The following is a 23,042-nucleotide window of genomic DNA, read 5'->3' on the forward strand; positions in this document are numbered from 1 at the left end:
TAAACCTAATCTTAAATAGTGTTGATGTCGTGCTACCGAGCATGGCAAGCAAAAAGGTAACCCAGTTAGTCTAACGACCAAATGCGTTACCTTTTTTAATGCTAACTTTTCCGCCAAATACTCGGTGCAATACCAATTTTTTGTTTAAATAAATTTGAAAAATAATGTTCGTCGGCAAAATTTAATTGTATGGCAATCGACTGACTGCTCAGATTAGTGTTACGTAATAACAACTTTGCTAGTTCGATTTTTTGACTTAGGTAATAATCGTAAGGCGTTTGATTGAGGTAGGTTTTAAATTGACGAGTTAGCTGCGAAGCGGAAAGATTAACGGTATTTGCAACTTCCTGAATAGATAGAGCTTGGTTTAAATGGTTGTCAAAAATTGCCTGTGCTTTAATTAGCGTTTCTGGAAGTAACACCGATTGTTTCTGAAGAGCAGGTTGCAAAGCAATTAGTAGCTGATGAAAGAGTAGGGCACTTCTGTTTGAGCGTTGTTGATTGCTTAAGTTTCGCTGCTCTAGCATTTGTAACAGATCATTGAATAATGAAAAAGTATCGGTCTGCTTAAAAATAAATTGCTGCTGTAAATGGTAGACTTGCAATAATTGTGCGCAGAGTGTACCGGCAACATTAATCCAAATTTTATGTAAGGGATCCTTCTTGTCCGACCAATAATGATGATCATGACCGGCCGGCAATAAATAACAATCACCAGTATGAACAGTCTGTTGCATTTGATCAATAATAATGGTGCCTTGACCAGAAATGACATATTCAAAACAATAGATTTGTGATTGCGGTCGGTTAACTTGATAACTAGCATAGGGAAAGGTAATGCCAGCTAGTTCGACTCGAAAAATATCAGGTGTAGTAAATTGTGTTGGTAAAAAGCTAAGTAAATATTCTTTCATCATGCATGTATTCCTCACGTTGATGGCGTTTTCTCGTACGAATTATTTCATTGCTGATTGTATACTAAACGTATTAATTCTAATAGTCAATGGAGGATCATAACATGACAATAATTCCACGTCCAGAACATCCGCAACCACAATTTCAACGACAAAATTGGCGTAATCTTAATGGTCAATGGCAGTTTGAGTTCGACTTTGGTAAAAGTGGTCGTGCTCGTAAGTGGTATCAAAAACATGACTTCAGTCAAGAAATTACGGTGCCGTTTTGTCCAGAGAGTGAACTAAGCGGCATTCATTACACTGACTTTATTGCGGCGGTTTGGTATCAAAAAACATTTGAAATTTCTCAGGCTGAATTAGCGCATACGACATTAATACACTTCGGTGCAGTTGATTATTCATCGGAGGTTTATGTTAATGGTCAGTCAGTTGGCACTCATCGAGGCGGTTATTCCTCATTTAGTTTTGATATCAGTCAGTACTTAATTGTCGGTGAAAATGTCGTTACGGTTTACGCCGAAGATGATGTTCGCTCGTATCGACAACCTAAAGGCAAGCAAAGTAGTGAGTATTATTCTCACGGTTGTGATTATACGCGGACAACCGGAATTTGGCAGACTGTTTGGTTAGAATTTTTGCCACAACATCATTTAAATCAGGTGAAATTTTATCCTAACGTTACTCAGGGATTTGTTACTGTGGAAACCGAGACAGTTGGCCATGAATCACTGAATATTGAAGTTTATTATCAAGGCCAATTGTGTGGTCAAGCCATATTTACAGATGATACGAATCACCAATTGCATGAAGTTAAATTAGATCAGGTGCATCTCTGGAAAGTTGGTGCTGGTCGTTTATATGACGTGAAACTTACTTATGGTGAAGACAAGGTAGCAAGTTATTTTGGCTTGCGGGAAATTCAAATGGATGGTTACCGTTTCTTACTAAATGGTCAGCCAGTATTTGAACGCTTGGTACTAGATCAAGGCTTCTATCCAGACGGTATTTACACTGCACCAACAGATGCTGCCTTGCAGAAGGATATTCAACTTAGTTTGGATTGTGGTTTCAATGGTGCACGCTTGCATCAGAAGGCATTTGAACCACGTTTCTTGTATCACGCTGATCAAATGGGTTACTTAGTTTGGGGCGAAATGGCCAGTTGGGGAATCGATTTATCAGCGAATGAATCTATTTTAGATTTTGTTCCTGAATGGCAGGAAATCGTGGCACGTGATTTTAATCATCCCGCTATTGTGACTTGGTGTCCGTTAAATGAGACTTGGAATGTAAAAGATCGGCCGCAAATCAATGATATCGTTAAGTATTACTATCAAGTGACGAAGCAATTAGATCCAACGCGACCATGTGTTGATACAAGTGGTAACTATCATGTGCAAACAGATATTTATGATTTACATGATTATGAGCAAGATCCAGAGAAATTTGCGACGCATTATGCTGGTGAGCATTATGAAAATGGTGAATTCCGAGATGAACATGATGCTCGCCAACAGTATACTAGTGGATTACCATTTGGTGTTAGCGAGTATGGTGGTATTAAATGGGATCCTAATAGCGAGTCAGAAACGGCTTGGGGCTATGGTGAGGCGCCACAAACTATGGCCGAATTCATGAATCGTTATCGCGGTTTAACTGAAGTGTTATTAAACCATCCACGGATGTTTGGCTTCTGTTACACACAATTATATGATGTTGAACAGGAACGCAATGGTCTCTATTATTACGATCGCACGCCGAAGTTTAATGTTGAAGAGCTTAAAGCGATTAATCAACAAATTGCTTTAAGTGAATCACCTGATTTAGATGATAGACGTTAGCAAATTAAAATGAGGTAAACTAAAAGAGCTGGGAATCCCAGCTCTTTTTTTAACGATGAGATATGAGCAGATTTAACTGCTTTATTCACCTTTTAAAATAGTTTTTAATACATAACGAACGTTGCGAATAAGATCATTGCGATCAATTTTATTTTCTTTACAAGCGTCTAAAACACGTTTTGGATCACCATCAGGCATTTTAAGATTATTGCCGGCAATGATTTCTTGAACTTGATCGGCTTGATTCCACCAGTCTGTCATTACCATACCGTCAAAGTGCCATTCGTTTCGGAGAATACCAGTTATTAATTCAACATTAGTTGACGGATATAGACCATTGAGACGTTGCCATTTTTTAATCTCTCCACTCTGTAAAGTTTAAAAGTCAGTCTTGTCATCATTCAAGTTGTAAGGATAAAAGTGTTCGAATTTAATCGTTAAGTTGATGCTGCCAATCAAATTCAAGTGCATTTAAGATGATCGAAGCAACGAGCATGTGTCCCTTAATATTAGGATGAACCCGATCGACAGAAAGAATATAGCTTGACTGATTTTTAAGATAATCATCAACTCGACTTTGGACATCAACATAGATCAGATCATTTTTTTCAGCCAGGTCTTTGGCGATCATGCGATATTGATCGACCATTTTCCGCATTGGTTCTTCATGATTTGCTTCAAACATAAAGGGACTAATAATTAAGATTTTTTCTGAATCAGCTTTTGATTTCTCAATGAGCAGTTGATAGTTCTCCCGATATTGCTCTGAAAAAACCAAGTCAGTAGGGTGATAAAACGGTGCATCGAAGTGGCGCCAGACATCATTAACGCCAATTAAAATCGAAGTAAAATTAGGATGATAATCAATCACATCTTTATCCCAGCGATCGACTAATTGGTTGGTTGTGTCGCCACTCACACCAGTATTTTGTACCATCACAGTCAATTCGGGATAAATCGCAGTCAGTGCTGCGCTGATCAGATTGGGATAACCAGCACCTAATGATTCGGTGGTTCCTGGGTAACCATGACGATCACGCCCGCAATCGGTAACGGAATCACCAGTGAACAATAACTTAGAATTCTTTGACAATAACATACTGAAGCCTCCAGTTTATTCAGATATTTTTAAAAACAAAAAGACATGCTAGCACGAACTGTTTAGTCGATGTACTGACTGATGGAATAGGGCAACTCAGCATTACTTAAGGTTCGCGGATTTGGTGCCAAACTAAGATCAACTGTTAATTGACCACCAGCCATCAGTTTTTCTTGGGTTACATAGCTCAGATGGTAATCTACACCGTTCAAGCAACGGGCCTTGACGAATTGATTTTGATCAAAGTTGTGTTTCGTTTGTAATTTAAAGGTCTTCCCGTTAGGTAAGTGTAAGATTACTTCGTCAAAAAGAGGCATGCCTAAAACATATTCACCACTACCTGGAGTGACAGGGTAAAAGCCTAGTGCTGACAAAATATACCAACCTGCCATCGAGCCATTATCTTCATCACCAGGTAATCCAGTAGGACCATCATTAAATGCAGTGAGCATTAACTGCTTATCCAATAGTTGCGTCATTTCGGGATGCTTAGCATAAGTGAACAGATATGGAATATGAAAACTTGGTTGGTTGGACATGGCCAATTGACCAAAATTTAATGCAACCATTTCTGAAATCTCGTGAATTTCAAAACCATAAGAACTGGCGTCGAACTTGGGGGGAGTATTAACTAATTCAACAAGTTTTTGATAAAAGTTGTTGGTGCCGCCATATAAGTTGCTTAGTCCGGCGATGTCTTGATAAACGGCGAAGCCATTTTGCCAAGCGCTACCTTCTGTGTAGCCATGGCCCCATTCGATTGGTGAAAACGTTGCTTCAAAGTGTCCCTTCGTATCTTTGGGACGAACAAATCCAGTTTCTGAATCAAAAATATTCTGGTAATTCAAAGCACTTTGCCGATATTTATCAGCAATTTCAATATGTCCTAATTTGTCGGCAACAACCGAAATACAATAGTCGCTATAGGCATAGTCCAATGTATTGTTGACACTTTCGTCGTGAGTATTTGGGACATAACCGTACTGTAAATAATCTAGTGTGCCACGGCGACCGTATTTAGGATCAGCACTTTGAACGGTCGCACTCTTGACCATGGCCGTTAAGAATTCTTCGAGTTCATTAGACTCGATTAAATCCTTACGAGCAGCATCAGCAATTACTGCATCAATTAAAGTACCAGGCATCATACCACGCTCGTCGGGGGATAACCATTTAGGCAAGAAGCCACTTTCGCGATAACTGTTTAAGAAGCCTTTAAGCATCTCTTGTAGTAATTCAGGGGCAATGATTGAGAAGAACGGGTAGACTGTCTTGTACGTGTCCCAGAAGCCGTTATTGGTATAAAGATACCCAGACTTAGTAGTGCGCGCTTTTGTATCGTAATGAATTGGTTGTTGGTTTTCATCAAGTTCATAGAATTTTTGTGGGAATAAGAGCATGCGATACAACATCGTGTAGAAAGTCTTAACCCGTGCATGATGCTGCCGATCGTTGACCGCAATTCTTTGGCAGTAATTTTGCCATTGCGCTGTTGCATCACTTAATTGTTGATCGACGTCTTTGTTAAGCTGTCGTTTCAGGTTGAGCTTAGCTTGGCTGACAGAAATGAACGAGCTCGCTAATTGCAATGTGTTATCTGCTTGGTCATAGAAAACGCAGAGACGTAAATCTGTACCGGTAATATGTTTGACGTCTTCAAAAACAACTGCATCACATTTGTCGGTCAAAAGCCGAGTTTTAGCAAGATTAAGTGGTTGTGAGAAATTAAAGACAACATACATTTTAAATTCAGGATCTTCACAATCGCTAAAATTAGAAATCCAACCACTGATTTCGTGTTCGGTTAGCGCTAAATCGAATTTACCAGGTAATTCAAACTGCACGCCTGAATTATTGCTTTCGGCATGGTGGCTCGTAAGAATGGCGCCATAGGTTGAAGGAATTAATTGACTTTCAATATCATAGCGTAAGTCATGCAATTGCAATTGATTCGGGGCAAAAATTGCAGTTGTATTATCAAAAGATCCGGCGGTTTCGCTGATTTTAGTATTTTGATTAAGGTTGATAGGTAAAATCTGTAAATGCTGAAAATCACCAATCCAAGGACTAGGCTGATGCGTAAGTCTAAATCCTTCAAAGCGTCTTGAATCAGGGTCGAAGAACCAGCTACCACGACTACCATCATTTTGTACGGTGAAGTAGTTCAGGCCAAATGGTATTCCAGTAAGCGGCAGCGTATTACCGTTAGAGAAACGAAATTCACTTTTTGTTCCTAAACGGGTATCAATATCATTAATATTCATGAATAAATGACTCCTTTTTAATCAGATTGATTAATTTAGCGGGGACGATTGTACATTGACTGATTGACGTGATACTAATTCTACTGGCACAGTGGCCTTTTCGATCTTAGGTTCATAGGGATTGGTAATGCGCTGTTGTAATAGTTGGGCAGCTTGCCTACCGATATCAGTAAAGTTTTGTGCAATGGTTGACAACTGTGGTTTGCTAGTAGCCGCCTTAGAAATATTATCAAAGCCAATGATAGAAATCTGATTGGGAATAGGAAAGTTGTTTTGTTTAAAATATTTCAATAAACGTATTGCTAAGGTGTCGTTCTCACAAACAATGGCACTGAGTTGCTGCTGCTTAATATAGGGTAATAGCGCTGTAAAATTATTCTCTGTTAAGGTATATGCCGTTTGCGGAGTGGTGGCGCCAGTTAAATCGTGTTCTGCTAGTGCTTGTAGGTAGCCAAAGTAACGCTGCGCCACCGATGAATTTAATGCACGCGTTAATCCAGTTTGTGAGAGAAAGGCTATTTGGCGATGGCCCATCTGAACTAATGTATTCGTGGCTAGATAGCCACCCTGGACATTATCAGCAACCACTGATGGCACGGGTAAACCTGGAGCAGTCTGATCAATTAGAACAAAGGGGAAGTGTTCAAATAAAATAGAATTGATTTTAGTGAGTTCATTTGCTAAATCTTGAGGATAAAAAATAACACCATCATATTGAGTGGTTATCTTGCTCATTTGGTCTAATGAAAAGCTTCTGTTTTCAATTACCGTTAATTCTTGCTGCTGCTGCCTTAGGACACTCTTTATTCCAGTGAGGTAATCACCTAGTCCAGCTTCATCAAATGGAATAACAAGTAAAACTTGGTTGGTTCGTTGGTGGCGTTTAAATCCACTTCGAATAAAAGTACCACTACCTTGGCGTCGCTCCACTAGGCCAATGTTTGCTAATTCTTGAAGCGCACGTTTAGAGGTAATGCGACTAACGTGGTAAGTTTTGGCAAGTTCATTTTCGGAGGGGAGTTGTTGATTAGCGACATATTTCCCCGACCAGATTTGCTTAGCTAGTGCTTCAAAGATTTTTAGATATTTATTCGCATTGGTGGTCAATCTATCGACTCCTTTACCGGTACTGCCATAAGTAGATCATTAATTCACGACAAATAATAACATGATGATTTATGATATTGATAAAAAGTTATCATTAACTTGATATCTATTATTGTATATCATTTTTATGTAAAAACAATTCTTTTTTCAAAAAATAAGTGAAAATTATCCGCTTACATGATATACTTGGCTTGCAAAATAATATATCAAGTGGTGAAGTGAATGGCAGAATCATATGTAACATCGACGGTTCGCAAATTTGTTGAAAGGGTTAACGAACTTTGTGGAGATCAAGATAGAAACTTAGCAAAGATTTTTGATATTACGTATACAAATACGTTAGAAGAAACTTTAGAAGAGGATCAAAATAAAAATGTTTTTGTACTGACTGGTGATATTCCTGCAATATGGCAGCGCGATTCTACTGCACAATTGCGTCCATATTTGATTATGGCTCAATCAGATCCGCGAATTGCTGATCTAATCTTGAAAGTAGTTAAACGCCAATTCTTTAATATGAATTTGGATCCTTACGCGAATGCTTTCAATATTTCGAGTAATGGTCATGGACATCAGTCTGATTGCACAGATATGGGGCCTTGGATCTGGGAGCGTAAATACGAATTGGATTCGTTATGTTACCCAGTTCAACTTGCCTATCTGCTATATAAAAATACCGGATTGACTGAGCAGTTTGACGAAACGTTTATTAGTGCGACTAAGAAGTTATTAGATGTTATTGAAACAGAGCAACATCATCATGAAAAGTCGTCGTATCGATTTGCTCGAAAAGTAGAAGGATCTAAAGATATTTTAGAGAATGATGGGATTGGGAAACCGGTTGGCTATACAGGAATGAGTTGGTGTGGATTCCGGCCTAGTGATGATATTTGTCATTATGGCTATTTGGTACCAGCCAATATGTTTGCGGTTGTCATTTTGCGTTATTTAACCGAAATTTTGACAACAATTTTGGAAGAACCCCAATTAGCAAGCCAAGCAGAAAAACTAGCAACTGAAATTCACGATGGTATTGAAAAATACGGTACGATGATTAACGATCAAGGTGAGAAGGTTTATGCCTACGAAGTTGATGGCCTAGGTCATCAACTGTTAATGGATGATAGTAATGTTCCTAGTTTACTAAGTGCACCGTATTTGAATTATTTAACAATGGCGGATCCAATCTATCTAGCAACGCGTAATACTTTACTGAGCTCAAGCAATCCATTTTATTATGTAGGAACGCATGGTGTAGGTATAGGGAGCCCGCATACACCGGAGAATTATATTTGGCCAATTGCACTCTCCGTTCAAGGTTTGACGCAACCAGATCGACTTGAAAAATTACGATTACTAAAATTGTTAGCCAAGACGACGGCAGGTACCAACATGATGCATGAAAGTTTTGACGCTAATAATCCAGCTAATTACAGTCGTTCATGGTTTTCTTGGGCCAATATGATGTATTGCGAGTTATTGCTTGATTATCTTGGTATGAAAGTGAAGAACTAAGTTTAGTAAAAACCAAAGGAGAAAATAAAATATGACACATTTATTAGGTGGTATTGAAGCAGGCGGTACAAAATTTGTTTGTGCAGTTGGTGATGAGCAAGGTAATATTCAAGAACGGGTTAAGTTTCCCACCCGAACGCCTGCAGAAACGATGAAGGATGTTTTTGCCTTCTTTGATAAATATCCGGTTGAAGCGATTGGAATTGGCTCGTTTGGTCCGATTGATATTAATCCAGATTCACCAACTTATGGTTATATTACCGACACTCCCAAACTTGCTTGGAAAAATTATAATTTCCTCGGTGCAATGAAAGCTCGCTACGACATTGCCTATGAATGGACAACGGATGTTAACGTGGCTGGGTATGGCGAATACAAGAAGGGTGCGGGTGTTGGTAAGGAAAATGTCCTTTACGTGACAGTTGGGACTGGCATTGGCGTGGGTTATATTTCTCACGGCGAACTTTATCGTGGCCGCAGTCATCCTGAAGGCGGTCATATCTTGTTACAACGTGAGTTAGGCGATGATTTTGCAGGGGTCTGCCCATATCATGGTGCTTGTTTAGAGGGCCTTGCTGCTGGGCCGGCGGTTGAGAAGCGTGCTGGTAAGAAAGGTAATTTGTTATTACCAACAGATCACGCTTGGGAAACAGAAGCTTTTTATTTGGCACAAGCTTGCATGACCTACACTTTGACATTCTCACCAGACGTTATTATTTTTGGCGGTGGTGTCATGAAACAAGCACAATTATTCCCGCTGGTCCGTACAAAGTTCCTAGAATTAATGCATGATTATGTCCGTATTCCGGATTTAGACAAATATATCGTCCACGTTGAATTAGGTGACGATGCCGGCATTACTGGCTGCTTGTTAGCAGCTGCAGATGTGTTGGGGAAGTAATTAAAATAATCTTTTTGAAGAGAATAGTTGTGATGAATCATTTTATTATGACTATTCTTTTTGTTGTTTTATACAGATGCAACTGATTAAAGCAACAGTAGCTGAGCATGAATTTTTAAAAAAAACTAGAAGGATAGTTAGTTGATTGCATTCTAAATAGTTTCAGTGAGGAGATGTTCCAATTGAATCATGTCAACATGTATGAGCAAGAGCACCAGACGGTAAAGATCAATACTATTAAAGGAAATCTTTGGTTAACAGCATTAACACCAGAAATTATTCATATTCAAGATGACGCGGCGCACGCTACTAACTCTTATGCAGTTGAAGGCAACAAACAAGAAGTAGTTCCACTTACTGTAGCGGTTCAAGATGGCAAAGTTGAGATAACGACTCCCAAACTGCGAATTGAAATTGATCAGGATGGTTATTTAGATATCTTTAATGAACACGATCAAGTTGTATTAGCAGATTACCGTGGTCAGCGGGAAAAAACGGTTGTGCAGTTTAGTGAAGAACAACAGGAGCTACTTAAAGCAGAAGGCCACGTTGTTGTTAAGCAATCCACGGCGTCTAAACTAGAGGTTGTGAAGGTATTAAATACTAACGATCATTTTTATGGTTTAGGTGATAAAACCGGATTTTTGGATAAACGTGGCTATACTTATGATAATTGGAATACAGATGAACCTAATCAGGGAGAAGAGGTCACGAAGCTTTATAAAAGCATTCCTTTTCTAATTGGGACTAATGGTATTACGACTTATGGATTATTTTTTGACAATAGTTTTGCTAGTCATTTTGATTTGGGTAAAGAAAGCACTAAATATTTCTACTATACAGTTGCTGGCGGCGGTCTAGATTACTATTTTATGCTTGGTTCTAATGTAGCTGATGTGGTGACGAATTATACGTACCTAACTGGTCGCACGCCACTGCCACAAAAGTGGGCGTTAGGTTATCATCAATCTAGATACAGCTACAAAACGGAACAGGACGTTTATCAGGTCACCCAGAAATTACGTGAACTGCAACTTCCTTGCGATACAGTCCATTTGGACATTGATTATATGGATGGCTATCGCGTCTTCACTGTTGACAAAAATCGTTTTCCTGATATGAAGAGACTTTTAGCAGATTTGAAAACTAATCATTTCAAAGTTGTCACGATTATTGATCCCGGTGTGAAAAAAGATGATCAATATCATATTTATTGTGAAGGTGTCAAAGCACAACTTTTTGCGACCAATCCTGATCGTTCTGTTTATACCAATAGCGTTTGGCCGGGTGTTTCAGTTTATCCAGATTTTGGGCAAGCAAAAACGCGGCAATGGTGGGCTTGCAATCAAAAGTTTCTAACAGATTTAGGGGTTAGTGGTGTTTGGAATGATATGAATGAACCGGCCTCCTTTAATGGTCCAATTCCAGATGAAACTGTATTTTTTGACGAGAATCAGCCAACAACGATTCAAAAGATGCATAATCTTTACGGACATAATATGGCTCGAGCAACTTATGCTGGTTTTAAAAAACAAACTGGCAACCGGCCCTTTGTTATTACTCGGGCCGCTTATGCAGGTACACAAAAATACAGTACGGTATGGACAGGCGACAATCGTAGTTCATGGGCGGCGTTGCAAATGATGATTCCACAACTTTGTAATTTGGGATTGAGCGGTTTTAGTTTTGCTGGAACTGATATTGGCGGATTTCTGGGGGATACCAATCCAGAATTATTGACGCGTTGGATTGAGGCGGGTATTTTTAGTCCGCTGTTGCGTAATCATAGTTGCGCTGGAACTAGAATGCAGGAACCGTGGCAATTTGGTGAGCCAACGTTAGCAATTTATCGCAAATATTTACAATTACGTTATCAGTTGATCGATTATTTATATGATTTATTTGCTCAAGGTGAATCAGATGGGTTACCAATTATGCGCCCATTAGTCACTCATTATGGTACTGATCCAGAAGTTTTGAATCTAAATGATGAGTTTTTGGTTGGGTCAGATTTATTAGTTGCACCTGTTGTCGCCCCTGGTGTGACGAAACGGATGGTCTATCTACCCGAAGGTTCTTGGTACGATTACTGGACAGGATATTCATACGCTGGACAGGCGTATTATTTGGTAGATGCGCCTTTGGACCAATTACCATTATTTGTTAAAGATGGTGCGATTATCCCACTACGACCAGTTACCGAGTATATCGACGTCCAAGCAGAAAACATGATTACATTTAAACTATGGGGTGAGCAGGGAACTTATCATCATTACCAAGATAATGGGGCAGATTTTGCTTATCAAAACGGCGAGTATAACCTGTATGAAATTAAGATGACTGCGAATAATGATGCTATTCGATTGATGCATCATGGCTATCAACCAGTCTATCGACAGATCAATCTTCAACGTGGTGATCTAGTAATTTCATTTTATTTTGATGCGACGGTTCAAACTTATAAGACTAAATAATATTATCGAGTTAGAAATGGCAGGTAACCTTATTATTTTATAGATAAGGTGACTTGTCATTTTTAAATTAAGCTTTTGATTTGGTGTTGCGTTGTTTTAAAAAGAATTAGCATGCCTTTGTTATGGTTCAATGCTCATTTTAAATAATAGTGAAAAATTTAGACTTAGTTTTCTAGTGACATTTCACTCACGATCACATTGCTGCTCTTAATTGTCATTGATAATCAATGTAAGGGTTCTCTTTTTAGAAGGGATTAGCTTATAATGTTAATTATGAGTTTAAATTACTAGGAGGAACTTTTTTAATGCAAATTCAAAACCAGGAATGGGCACAATCAACGTTAACACGAATAGAGGCCAAAATGGCGCGGGTCGTTGCGCGTAATCGTCACATCATTCCTTACACAACGGATCAGGCAGGTCACTTCCAAGACATGGATGTTCAGAATCCTTATTGGTGGACGAATGGCTTTTGGGGTGGGATCTTGTGGCAACTTTATCATTTAACCAATGATCAGTTGTACCGTGAGGAAGCAATTGAAGTTGAAGAAAAATTAGATCGAAATCTACAGCGTTCGGAATGTTTGGATCACGATAATGGCTTTAAATGGGGGTTGACTGCTGTTGCACATTATCGAATTTTACGCGATCAAGCCGCGAAGAATCGTGGTATGTTAGCAGCTGAAAACTTGGCCGGCCGCTTCAATTTAAATGGTCGTTATTTGCGGGCGTGGAATGATTTGCCTGACCAAAATCGTAGTGGAATTGTCATTATTGATTGTATGATGAATCTGCCACTTTTGTATTGGGCGAGTGAAGAAACACAGGATCCACGTTTTAAACAAGTTGCTGTTGCGCATGCTAAAACGGCGCAGGCACATATTGTGCGTCCTGATGGTTCTGTTAAGCACATCATTGAATTCGATCCAGTCAGCGGTGAGTATTTGCGATCAGATGGTGGACAAGGCTATGGTCACGGTTCTTCATGGACGCGGGGACAAGCTTGGGGCATTTATGGCTTTACATTAAGTTATGAGGCGACGAAAGACGAAAGCTTTTTAAATACTGCTCGCCAAATTGCACAATACTTTATTGCTAATACACCTGCTGATCATTTGATTCCAATTGACTTTCGCATGCCCAAGGAACCCTGGTGGGAAGATGATACTGCAGCGGCCATTGCAGCTAGTGGCCTGATCGAATTAGCTAAGCACGTAGCAGAGGCCGACGCTGCGATTTATTTAAATGCAGCTGTTGCGTTATTAAAGACGCTTGTTGAGCAACGCTGTAACTGGGATCAGGAAACCGATAATTTATTGACGAAGTGTTCGGCTTCGTATTTTGAAGATCAGCATGAATATCCGATTATTTATGGCGATTATTTCTTCATCGAAGCCTTAACGAAATTAGCCGGGCAGGATATTAATTTATGGTGATTTTTTCTTGATCAAGAGAGTATCTATTTTAAAATTTGGGCTTAAATGATTTAAAATAAAACTATCAAACGAAATCTGGGAGGTTATCATGAAAAAGTTTGTCACAATTGGGGAGCCACTAGTTGTTTATGCAGCTGATGATGTTGATGTGCCGTTGACTGCGGCCACTCATTTTACAAGATTTCCTGCTGGTGCAGAGTTAAACGTAACGATTGGCTTGACGAAGCAAGGTTTTGATACGGTCTATATTTCTGCGTTAGGTGCGGATTCGAATGGTCATTTCTTGCGAGCGGCAATAAAAAAATTAGGAATTTCGACAACTCATCTTGCTGAGAATGCTCAAGCGCGAACCGGAATTTACTTCAAAGAGCGAGTTTCTAAAGGTGATCCCGCGATTGAATATGCACGGGTCAATTCGGCCGCGAGTCAATTACAATTGGCTGATATACCTGCAATTGATTTTAAAGACGTTGGTGTCTTGCATTTAACCGGTATTGCTGCCGCAATTTCTAAGCAAATGTTCAAAAATGTTGAACAGTTAATTCTTGAGGCTCATCAAGCTGGAACGTTGGTAACTTTTGATCCTAATATTCGCCCAGCTTTGTGGTCATCACGAGAAGAAATGATCGGAAGTTTAAATCATTTAGCTGCGCAATGTGACGTGATTCTGCCCGGTTTAGGTGAAGGTGAGATTTTAACTGGTCATCAAGATGCAGGTGAAATTGCTGATTTCTATTTAAATTTAGCGACGCCTAAATTAGTTGTCGTGAAAAGCGGTAGTACTGGTGCTTATGCTAAAAATGATCACAATGAAATTTATCAAATTGGTGCCTACCATGTTGAACAAGTTGTCGATACTGTTGGGGCAGGCGATGGATTCGCCGCGGGCTTCATTTCTGGTATTCTTTCTGAACAATCTTTAGAAGTTTGTTTAAAACGGGCTAACGCGGTTGGTGCGTTAGCTGTTCAAAGTGAAGGCGATAATAGCGGCTATCCTAATCAGGCCGAGTTAGCTAAATTTCTTGAAGAAAACGAAGTATAGAAAATTGTGAGTGAGACAAAAATGGTTTTTGTCTGATAGCCACGTCAAAAAAATGGAGCTGGGATTTTTGTCCAGCTTCATTTTTTTGTGTTGAAATGTGCCCCAAGTAACTGCTGGTACGAAATTTAAGTGAAAATCTTGCTGCATTGACATGCATTGATCTTTCCATTTAAATTTGGATCAGCAACCCGTTGCTTCTCCGCGCTCTGATCTGAAACGTGCTCCCAGCAACTGGCGACAGTGAATTTAAGTGTGAATCTCCTTGCGCTGTCACGCAATGATCTTCCCATTTAAATTCATATCGCCACCCCGTTGCTTTGTGCACTCTGATTTTGAAATGTGCTACGAACAACTGACTGCGCATAATTTAAGCGTGAATCTCCTTGCGTTAACACGCAATGATCTTCCCGTTTAAATTAAGACAGTCAACCCGTTGTTCTCCGCGCTCTGATTTGAAACGTGCTCCCAGCAACTGATTGCTATGTCTAACTAGAAATCCCATCTGGGTTAACACCCAGCTGTGCTTCCTAGTTAGAGCTACGCAAGCAACCCGTTGCTTTGCGCACTCTGATCTGAAACGTGCTCCCAGCAACTGGTGGTAGTGAATTTAAGCGTGAATCTCACTGCATTAGCATGCAACGATCTTCCCGTTTAAATTCATACCGCCAACCCGTTGCTTTGCGCACTCTGGTTTGAAACGTGCTCCAAGCAACTGGCGACAGTGAATTTAAGTGTGACTCTCCTTGCGTTGGCACGCAATGATCTTCCCATTTAAATTCATATCACCAACCCGTTGCTTGGAGCACTCTGTTAGTGTAGCGCTCTGAATTGTTTTGGGGTCATGGTGGTGTTGTTGTGGAATTGGGCGATGAAGTAGCTGGCGGAGGTGAAGCCTGTGCGGATGGCGATTTGGTCGATTGATAGTTGTGGTTGGCTGGCTAGTAGTGTTTTGGCGTTGCGTAAGCGTAGGTCGTTGAGGTATTGTAACGGCGTAATACCATACATACTTTTAAAAAGGCGAATTAAATGTTGAATGGAAAATCCAGCAAGGTTAGCTAATTGTTCGTTGGTTAATGGTTGCTGATAATTCGTGTCCAAGTATTGGCGCACGCGATTGATGACGCTAGTATTAGCAGTTGGGGTGTGCTCGGTTAGCTGCGAATGTTGTTTCAAGTATAGCAAAAAGCGATACAGTGAAACGGAAAGTTCAATTGGATCTGATGAAGTTGAAATCGTTGGTTTGAATGCTTGCTCGAGATCCAAAGCTAGATTGTTAAAAATCTGATAGTTGACACCGGTTGGTAAAACCAAATGACTAGCTTCTTGACCGGAGAAGGTTAAATATTGCGTGAACCATTTCTCGTTAGAAACTGCGCGGTATTGATGTGCAACATATGGAGCTAACAATAGGCCAGTATTTGTTGGTAATAAAATATTCTGTTTATTAATTGTGATGACGCCCTGACCAGATGTTGTTTGCAACCAATGATAATAGGGATAGCCATTGGGACGAACAACGGCTTCTTGGAACCAGTCGTAACCAATGCTTTCGATGAATAGTGGGAGGTGTTGATCAATTCGGGTGAAGACGACGCGCATTATTAAAGACCTCCAATGTTCAAATTGTGTTACTTTTACTTCAAATTATACAACATTTTGCGACCGTTGTTGTGTAAACTGAAGCTGAAAGTAAATGCTGGAAATGTGCTGTGAAGCGTAGATAATTGTGGTTAAACTGATTCTGACTAAATTTTAAAGCACAAAGATCTGTCGGAATTCCGTTAATCCTCGTTGCCTAACCGCTTCTCTGCATTTTGATGGAGGTATTCTGATGGAGACAAAACAATTTAAGCAGATTTTATTCGGCGGTGATTATAATCCGGAACAGTGGCCTAAAGAAGTTTGGTATCACGACATGCAGTTGTTGACGAAAGCAAACATTAATGAGGCGACAATTAATGTTTTTTCGTGGGCACAATTGCAGCCGACTGAAGAAAAATATGATTTCTCAACTTTAGACGCTATTGTTAAGCTACTGGTAGAAAATAATTTTCAAATTGTCCTTGCCACTTCAACGGCCGCCGTGCCTGCTTGGATGGCTAAACGCTATCCAGAAGTTGAACGGACTGATTTTCAAGGACGTCATCATCGGTTTGGTGAGCGACATAATGCTTGCCCGAATAGTCCAGTTTTTCGGATGTATGGTCGTCGTTTAGCTAGCAAGTTGGCCCAACGTTATGGCGAATTAGCGAATGTTGTTTGCTGGCATGTTTCGAATGAATACGGTGGTCAATGCTACTGTGACAATTGCGCCAAGGCATTTCGTGTTTGGTTGCAACGGCGTTATAACTCAATCGCTGACGTCAATCAAGCCTGGAACACTAATTTTTGGGGCCATACGTTTTATGATTGGGACGAAATTTTCCCGCCTAATGAACTTGGCGATGCCATTGGCAGTGACAATAGTAATTCAACGATTGCAGGCTTGTCGATAGATTATCGCCGCTTTATGTCCGACAGTATGCTGCAAAATTACACTGACGAACGTGATGCAATTCGTGAGTTTGATCCAGAAACACCAATTACAACTAACTTGATGGGTACATTTAAGGACTTAGATTATTTCAAATGGGCTCGAGAAATGAATCTTGTGTCTTGGGATAATTATCCTGCCTACAACACGCCCTTTAGTTATACCGCAATGTGTCACGATTTAATGCGTGGTGTTAAAAATGGTGCACCATTTATGTTGATGGAACAAACACCATCACAACAGAACTGGCAACCATTTAATTCTTTGAAGCGTCCTGGACAAATGCGGGCGATGAGCTATCAAGCAATGGCACATGGTGCAGATACGATTCAATATTTCCAATTGCGTCAGTCACGTGGTGCCACAGAAAAATTCCATGGTGCAGTTATTAGTCATGCTGACACTGATAACACACGTGTTTTCCGGGAAACAGCAACGCTTGGTCAAGAATTATCAGCTTTAGGGACGGAGACGTTGGGTGGTCGGACACCAGCTAAAGTCGGAATTATTTTTGATTGGGATAATTATTGGGCATTGGAATATGCTAGTGGTCCTAATGTTTTGTTGAAATATGTTGATCAAATTCATCGTTACTATGCGGCTTTTTATCGACAAAATATTGCTGTTGATATGATTCCAACCGACTTATCTGCTGAACAAATGGCTCAGTATGATTTAGTCGTGGCACCAGTGTTATATATGGTTAAGCCAGGTGTAGCTGAGCAATTAACTCAATATGTCAAAAATGGCGGTCATTTTATTACAACATTTATGAGCGGCTTGGTCGATGAACACGATAACGTTGATATTGGTGGCTATCCGGGCCAGTTGCGTGAGTTAATGGGTGTTTGGGTGGAAGAATTTGACGCATTGCCACCAGAAAAAAGTTATCAAGTTAAATTTAACGATCAAACGACCAGTCGGTGTGATTTAATCTGCGATATTATTCATCCAGAAGGAGCCGAAGTACTTGCTACTTATGATAAAGGAGAATTTTATCAAGATACACCAGTCGTCACGAAAAATAAGTTTGGCGCAGGCTCAACAATTTATGTAGGTACCCAACTTGCTGATGAAGGGTTAGATCACCTTGTTAACGCGCTAATTAGTGAATTTGATTGGGAACATTACACCACACCGGCAGGTATTGAAATCACACGTCGGGTTAACGATGATCAAGCCTTGTATTATCTTGTAAATAATACAAATGAACCAGCAACGATAGATTGGCCAGTTGCTGGTGTAGATTTGCTTAGCGGTCAAGCAGTCGCTGCAGGTGAAATGAGTGTTGCAGCGTTTGATGTGAAGATTGTGAGGAAGAGATAAGCATCAGTACGATGTTAAAAAGAGCGATAAGTACTTGTACAACTCACAATAGTGATATATAATTTATACGTATAAATCGTTGTGAGGTTGCATATGGAAAAAAAATATCAAATCGTAATAGATGCAGTTGAGAAGTGGATCAATATTGGTAAATATCAGGCGAATGATAAATTGCCAACAGAATCTGAATTAATGAATATGTTTAATGTTAGTCGTCATACAGTCAGAAAATCACTTTCCGATTTAGAAACTAAGGGAGTGGTTTATAGAATTCAAGGCGGTGGTACATTTGTTGCTGAGGAAAAAAGAGGAACTAATGCGTTTACTGATAATCAAATTATTGCTGTTTTAACGACTCACATAAACGACTATATTTTTCCATCAATCATATCCGGTATTGAAAGTGAACTGAGCCGTAAGTCAATATCTTTAACATTGAGTAGCACTCAAAATAACGAAGATGTAGAAAGAAAAGAGCTACTTAAATTACTTAACGGCGGAATTAATGGCTTGATTGTTGAACCGACTAAGAGCGCGTTCAATTTAAAAAATTTTGATTTATATGACGAGTTAATAAAAAGTGGACTCCCAATAATTACTATCAATTCACATCCAGCACAGTTAAATATTCCCTATTTTGTGATGGACGACTTTCGTGGTGGCCAAGTTGCAACTGAATATTTATTGCACCATAATCACACCAATATTTTAGGCATTTTTAAAACGGATGATCAACAAGGCATTGACAGAATGAATGGCTTTACTGATGAAATGCAACGTAGCCAATTGACAAGCAATGCTGCTAACTTGTTGTTTCAATCTGGAGATTCGAAGCAACGTATTAGTCAACACTTACTGGATTGCCTTTCTAGTTCGAATAGACCAACTGCTATTATATGCTACAATGATCAGGTTGCAGTGATAACGTATAATCTTGCAGTAAGTTTAGGAATGAGAATTCCTCAAGATCTGTCAATCATTGGTTTCGATAATTCAACCTTATCACATAGCTTTGGTATTCAGCTAACATCGATTGACCATCCTAAAGATAAAATGGGACATGATGCTGCAGGATTAATGATTAAAATGTTGGATAATCCAACAAAAGATTATAGCACTAATTCAGAAATTTATAGACCAATAATTATTGAAGGTGATTCTGTAGTTAAGATATAGAATATTTTTATTTTATAAATTGAAGAGCGACTTGATGAAGAAGGCCCAGGCATATCAATATGTCTGGGCCTTCTTCATCAAAAAATAAACGAACGTTATTGTGTTAAAACGACATTTATATTGACAAATTATATATATTTTTTTCATACGTATAATTTTTCTTGACTATAAGCGGTTTTCGTGTGATAATAAATTCGAACGTTAGCTAATGTTTGAACAATATTCTATATATATTTAATGGTCACTATTTTTGTACGAATAAATTGATACAAGATAAAAAGTATATGGAGGATTAATTTTGAAGAAAATAACTTTTTTTAAAGCGCTATCATTTTTAACGATTACGTTAGTGTTTGCAACGGGCTGTGCCAAGAAAAATACTGAATCAGTAAGTAAAACTGCTGATGATAAGAAAGTTACTATAAAGTTTTCGAATTGGGATTCGTTTGATAAAAATATTATTAAGGATTTTGAGAAAGAAAACCCAAATATCAAGGTAGAACATGTTAACATTCCAGATTCTGATTATTCTCAAAAAATAAATACTATGTTGATTGGTGGAAATGCACCAGATGTAATGCTACAGTTTGAAACGGATTTACCAAGATATGCTAAATCTGGAAGTATACTTAATTTAGAAAAGTATATTAATAAAACACCGTCAATAAAAAATGCAAAATTTATTTCAGCAGTTAATGATTTAAATAAGGATGTCAAGGGAGAATATGGGTTGCCATGGTGTTATGGCGCAGAAGTTTTATTCTATAACAAGGATATGTTTGATAAGGCCGGGGTAAAATATCCAACCAATGATTGGACTTGGGAAGACTTTGAAAGTGCTGCAAAAAAGTTAACTATCAGAAATGGCGATTCAGTTAGCCAGTGGGGTACAGATTCATTAACATTTCGAGGTGGCTGGTGGTCAATGGCAGGACAAGCCGGTGATAAGGTTGCGACTTCTAATGATAAACTAAAAGTCGGAAGTGGTTTAGAAAAAGCATTAAAGTTTCAAAATCGTTTAACTAATATTGACAAGGTTAGTCCGCAACCATCTACAGGTGAAAATGTTGCCGATCTGTTTGGTGCGGGTAAAGCAGCAATGACCAGAACTGGCAATTGGATGATCCCTCAATATAAGGATGCAAAATTCAAGTGGGACATAGCGCCCTTGCCAAAGGACGAACAGCAGTATACAACACTACACACAGGGTTTTATACTATTAATGCTAAAAGTAAAAATCCGGATGCAGCATGGAAATTTATTTCTTATATGATGAGTAAAAAAGGGCAGAGGTGGACAAACAAACATTACAATAACGTTTCAGCAATTGATGAATATGCTAAAAAGCAATGGTTTAAGAGCCCAGGAGCTAACGGGCCAACTAATTGGGATGTTCTGAATGATGCAGGTAATTATGGCAAGTTTGGATATGTTTTGTTAAATGCACAAACTACGACGGATATGGTAAATCAGTTTGATTCATATTTGCTTGGAAAAACAACAATTGACAATATTATGAAGAAACAAGTACCAAAAGCAAATACTAGTTTAAAGAAAAATACTGATTAAGGCTTAAATATTTGTTGATATTTTGTATAAACATTTTTTCGAATAATTAATATAGAGTTGAGAAGTGATTAAAATTAAAACCAAGTTTAGTAATTTAAAAGCATGGACGTATCTTACTCCATGGATTGTTGGATTTGTTGTTTTTACAGGCGGACCAATTATTGCCGGTTTTTTACTTAGCTTAACACGGTGGAATATGCTTGGAAATCCGACTTTTGTTGGGCTGGATAACTATAGATCTTTATTTTCTAAGAATTCAGATTTTGGGAACACAATTAAAATAACATTAATTTATACAATATTGGCTGTTGGATTGAGTGTCATTACGGCGTTATTCTTGGCAATACTATTGAATATGGATGTTAAGCATAAAGCAGTGTTTCAATTTATGTACTTTGTTCCATCGGTTATGCCATCTGTAGTAATGGCTGGTATTTTACTACTTATGTTTAATAAAGATTTGGGAGTTGTTAATTGGTTTTTGAGTTTATTAGGAATTAAGGGGCCAAATTGGATGGGGTCGAGTGGATATATTTGGGTAGTTATTGCCTTAGCCAGCGTATTTTCATACTCAACTGGACAAATGATGATTACGTTTAATACCGCGCTAAAAGATGTTCCAACTGACAGATATGAAGCAAGCGCCTTAGATGGTGCAAGTTCCTGGCAACAGTTCATTCATGTGACTCTACCTGGGATTTCGAGTATTTTGTTGTTCAATACTGTTGTTGCTACGGTCAATTCATTTAATAGCTCATTTTCAATGCTTTTTCCATTAACAAATGGCGGACCCGGAACCTCAACGCAAGTATTGAGTTTGGCAATTTATCAAAAGGCATTTAAGGAATTTGATATGGGTCTTGCATCTGCGATGGCGGTAATTTTGTTTGTTTTGGTAGCAATAATTGGTATTATCGAGTTTCGATTAATGTCAAAGGATTAGAGGTGAAAGGACATTGAAAAATAAAAATATGAAGGCAGCAGGACGATATTTATTAATGTCAATTGTTGCGTTAATAATGTTCTTTCCGATTGCTTGGATTTTTATTAATTCTTTAAAAACCCTCGGAGGGATTAGTTCATTTCCTCCACAATTCTTTTTAAAGCATCCCCAGTGGTCAAACTATCGTCGTGTATTGTTGACACCTAATGTATTGAACTATTTTAGAAACACGTTGATTCTAATTGCCGGAAATACAATAGGAACTTTACTCTCAAGCTCTATCGTGGCCTACCCATTGGCTCGGATGAATTTTAAAGGGAAATCTGCTGTTTTTTCATTGATTATAGCAACGATGATGGTTCCAACAGTAACAACAATAATTCCACAGTTTATTCTATTTCGGTCTTTCGGTTGGCTTGATAGTTTTCTGCCAATGATCGTTCCATCCTTTTTTGCAGGACCATATAACGTCTTTTTATTCCGTCAATTTTTCAAGACAATCCCTAAAAGTATTGACGAATCGGCGGCTATGGACGGGCTTAATTCTTGGCAGATTTTTATTAAGATGATTGTGCCACTTTCAAAGGGAACCTTTATTACAGTTGGAGTACTATCTGCTATTTTTTGGTGGAATGAATTATTTACTCCGTTGATATACATTAACAGCGAATCACTAAAACCATTAACTCTAGGTGCATTGAATGCATTTAAACTAGATGGTGGGCAAAATGTTACTGCATGGAATCTTCAAATGGCTTTTGCCATGTTGATGGCAGTTCCACCTATGTTGTTGTATATGTTTGCATCAAAATATTTGATGGTTGGTAATGGCGCATCAACTGGAGATAAAGAAGGTTAGATATGAGATATACTAAAATAAGTATTGCTACTATAACAG

17 protein-coding genes are annotated in these 23,042 nt (G+C 38.8%); 11 read left to right on the forward strand and 6 right to left on the reverse strand.

Annotated elements, in window-relative coordinates:
- Positions 1-101: 101 nt before the first annotated feature.
- Positions 102-917: an AraC family transcriptional regulator gene (locus EKM65_RS01895; RefSeq protein ID WP_125604940.1), complete on the reverse strand. Its 816-nt coding sequence runs from the start codon at positions 915-917 to the stop codon at positions 102-104.
- Between the two features lie 101 nt (positions 918-1,018).
- Here EKM65_RS01895 and EKM65_RS01900 point away from each other — a divergent pair, with 101 nt between their 5' ends.
- The gene (locus tag EKM65_RS01900) at positions 1,019-2,758 is read left to right on the forward strand and encodes a glycoside hydrolase family 2 protein (RefSeq protein ID WP_125604942.1); all 1,740 of its coding nucleotides are present in this window, start codon (positions 1,019-1,021) and stop codon (positions 2,756-2,758) included.
- Positions 2,759-2,839: 81 nt separating this feature from the next.
- Here EKM65_RS01900 and EKM65_RS11405 read toward each other — a convergent pair whose 3' ends face one another.
- The 4 genes from EKM65_RS11405 to EKM65_RS01920 all read right to left on the reverse strand — a co-directional run bounded on the left by EKM65_RS11405 (position 2,840) and on the right by EKM65_RS01920 (position 7,228).
- Positions 2,840-3,019, reverse strand: a complete 180-nt coding sequence (locus EKM65_RS11405; RefSeq protein WP_225420366.1) for a hypothetical protein — start codon at positions 3,017-3,019, stop codon at positions 2,840-2,842.
- A gap of 169 nt (positions 3,020-3,188) precedes the next feature.
- Positions 3,189-3,857 (reverse strand): SGNH/GDSL hydrolase family protein, encoded by a 669-nt coding sequence (locus EKM65_RS01910; protein WP_125604946.1) that lies wholly within the window; start codon positions 3,855-3,857, stop codon positions 3,189-3,191.
- A 62-nt stretch (positions 3,858-3,919) separates the two neighbouring features.
- Entirely contained in the window at positions 3,920-6,121 is a 2,202-nt protein-coding gene (locus EKM65_RS01915; RefSeq protein WP_125604948.1) for a GH92 family glycosyl hydrolase, read from the reverse strand.
- A 30-nt stretch (positions 6,122-6,151) separates the two neighbouring features.
- Complete coding sequence (locus tag EKM65_RS01920; RefSeq protein WP_125604950.1) at positions 6,152-7,228, reverse strand: GntR family transcriptional regulator; 1,077 nt, start codon at positions 7,226-7,228, stop codon at positions 6,152-6,154.
- A gap of 222 nt (positions 7,229-7,450) precedes the next feature.
- Between EKM65_RS01920 and EKM65_RS01925 the strand changes: the two genes are divergently transcribed.
- The 5 genes from EKM65_RS01925 (at position 7,451) to EKM65_RS01945 (ending at position 14,596) form a co-directional block, all read left to right on the forward strand.
- The gene (locus EKM65_RS01925; RefSeq protein WP_125604952.1) at positions 7,451-8,743 is read left to right on the forward strand and encodes a glycoside hydrolase family 125 protein; all 1,293 of its coding nucleotides are present in this window, start codon (positions 7,451-7,453) and stop codon (positions 8,741-8,743) included.
- Between the two features lie 31 nt (positions 8,744-8,774).
- Positions 8,775-9,644 carry an ROK family protein gene (locus EKM65_RS01930; RefSeq protein WP_125604954.1) on the forward strand — a complete coding sequence of 290 codons (870 nt, stop codon included), beginning with the start codon at positions 8,775-8,777 and terminating at the stop codon, positions 9,642-9,644.
- Positions 9,645-9,817: 173 nt separating this feature from the next.
- Positions 9,818-12,118: a glycoside hydrolase family 31 protein gene (locus tag EKM65_RS01935; RefSeq protein WP_125604956.1), complete on the forward strand. Its 2,301-nt coding sequence runs from the start codon at positions 9,818-9,820 to the stop codon at positions 12,116-12,118.
- A gap of 305 nt (positions 12,119-12,423) precedes the next feature.
- Entirely contained in the window at positions 12,424-13,554 is a 1,131-nt protein-coding gene (locus tag EKM65_RS01940) for a glycoside hydrolase family 88 protein (RefSeq protein ID WP_125604958.1), read from the forward strand.
- 88 nt (positions 13,555-13,642) lie between these two features.
- Positions 13,643-14,596 (forward strand): sugar kinase, encoded by a 954-nt coding sequence (locus EKM65_RS01945; RefSeq protein ID WP_125604960.1) that lies wholly within the window; start codon positions 13,643-13,645, stop codon positions 14,594-14,596.
- Positions 14,597-15,406: 810 nt separating this feature from the next.
- On the opposite strand, the gene EKM65_RS01950 is transcribed toward EKM65_RS01945, so the two are convergent.
- A complete protein-coding gene (locus tag EKM65_RS01950) occupies positions 15,407-16,195 on the reverse strand; it encodes an AraC family transcriptional regulator (protein ID WP_125604962.1) in 789 nt (262 codons plus the stop codon).
- A gap of 232 nt (positions 16,196-16,427) precedes the next feature.
- On the opposite strand from EKM65_RS01950, the gene EKM65_RS01955 reads away from it, so the two are divergent.
- From EKM65_RS01955 to EKM65_RS01975, 5 genes are all read left to right on the forward strand, one after another.
- Positions 16,428-18,455, forward strand: a complete 2,028-nt coding sequence (locus tag EKM65_RS01955; RefSeq protein ID WP_125604964.1) for a beta-galactosidase — start codon at positions 16,428-16,430, stop codon at positions 18,453-18,455.
- A gap of 93 nt (positions 18,456-18,548) precedes the next feature.
- A complete protein-coding gene (locus EKM65_RS01960; RefSeq protein WP_125604966.1) occupies positions 18,549-19,631 on the forward strand; it encodes a GntR family transcriptional regulator in 1,083 nt (360 codons plus the stop codon).
- 298 nt (positions 19,632-19,929) lie between these two features.
- The gene (locus tag EKM65_RS01965) at positions 19,930-21,201 is read left to right on the forward strand and encodes an ABC transporter substrate-binding protein (protein WP_225420368.1); all 1,272 of its coding nucleotides are present in this window, start codon (positions 19,930-19,932) and stop codon (positions 21,199-21,201) included.
- Between the two features lie 64 nt (positions 21,202-21,265).
- The gene (locus tag EKM65_RS01970) at positions 21,266-22,144 is read left to right on the forward strand and encodes a carbohydrate ABC transporter permease (RefSeq protein WP_125604970.1); all 879 of its coding nucleotides are present in this window, start codon (positions 21,266-21,268) and stop codon (positions 22,142-22,144) included.
- Positions 22,145-22,157: 13 nt separating this feature from the next.
- The gene (locus EKM65_RS01975) at positions 22,158-23,003 is read left to right on the forward strand and encodes a carbohydrate ABC transporter permease (RefSeq protein ID WP_225420369.1); all 846 of its coding nucleotides are present in this window, start codon (positions 22,158-22,160) and stop codon (positions 23,001-23,003) included.
- Positions 23,004-23,042 lie beyond the last annotated feature (39 nt).

This window comes from Lapidilactobacillus bayanensis (assembly GCF_003946695.1).
In the GTDB taxonomy this organism is placed as follows: Bacteria; Bacillota; Bacilli; order Lactobacillales; family Lactobacillaceae; genus Lapidilactobacillus; species Lapidilactobacillus bayanensis.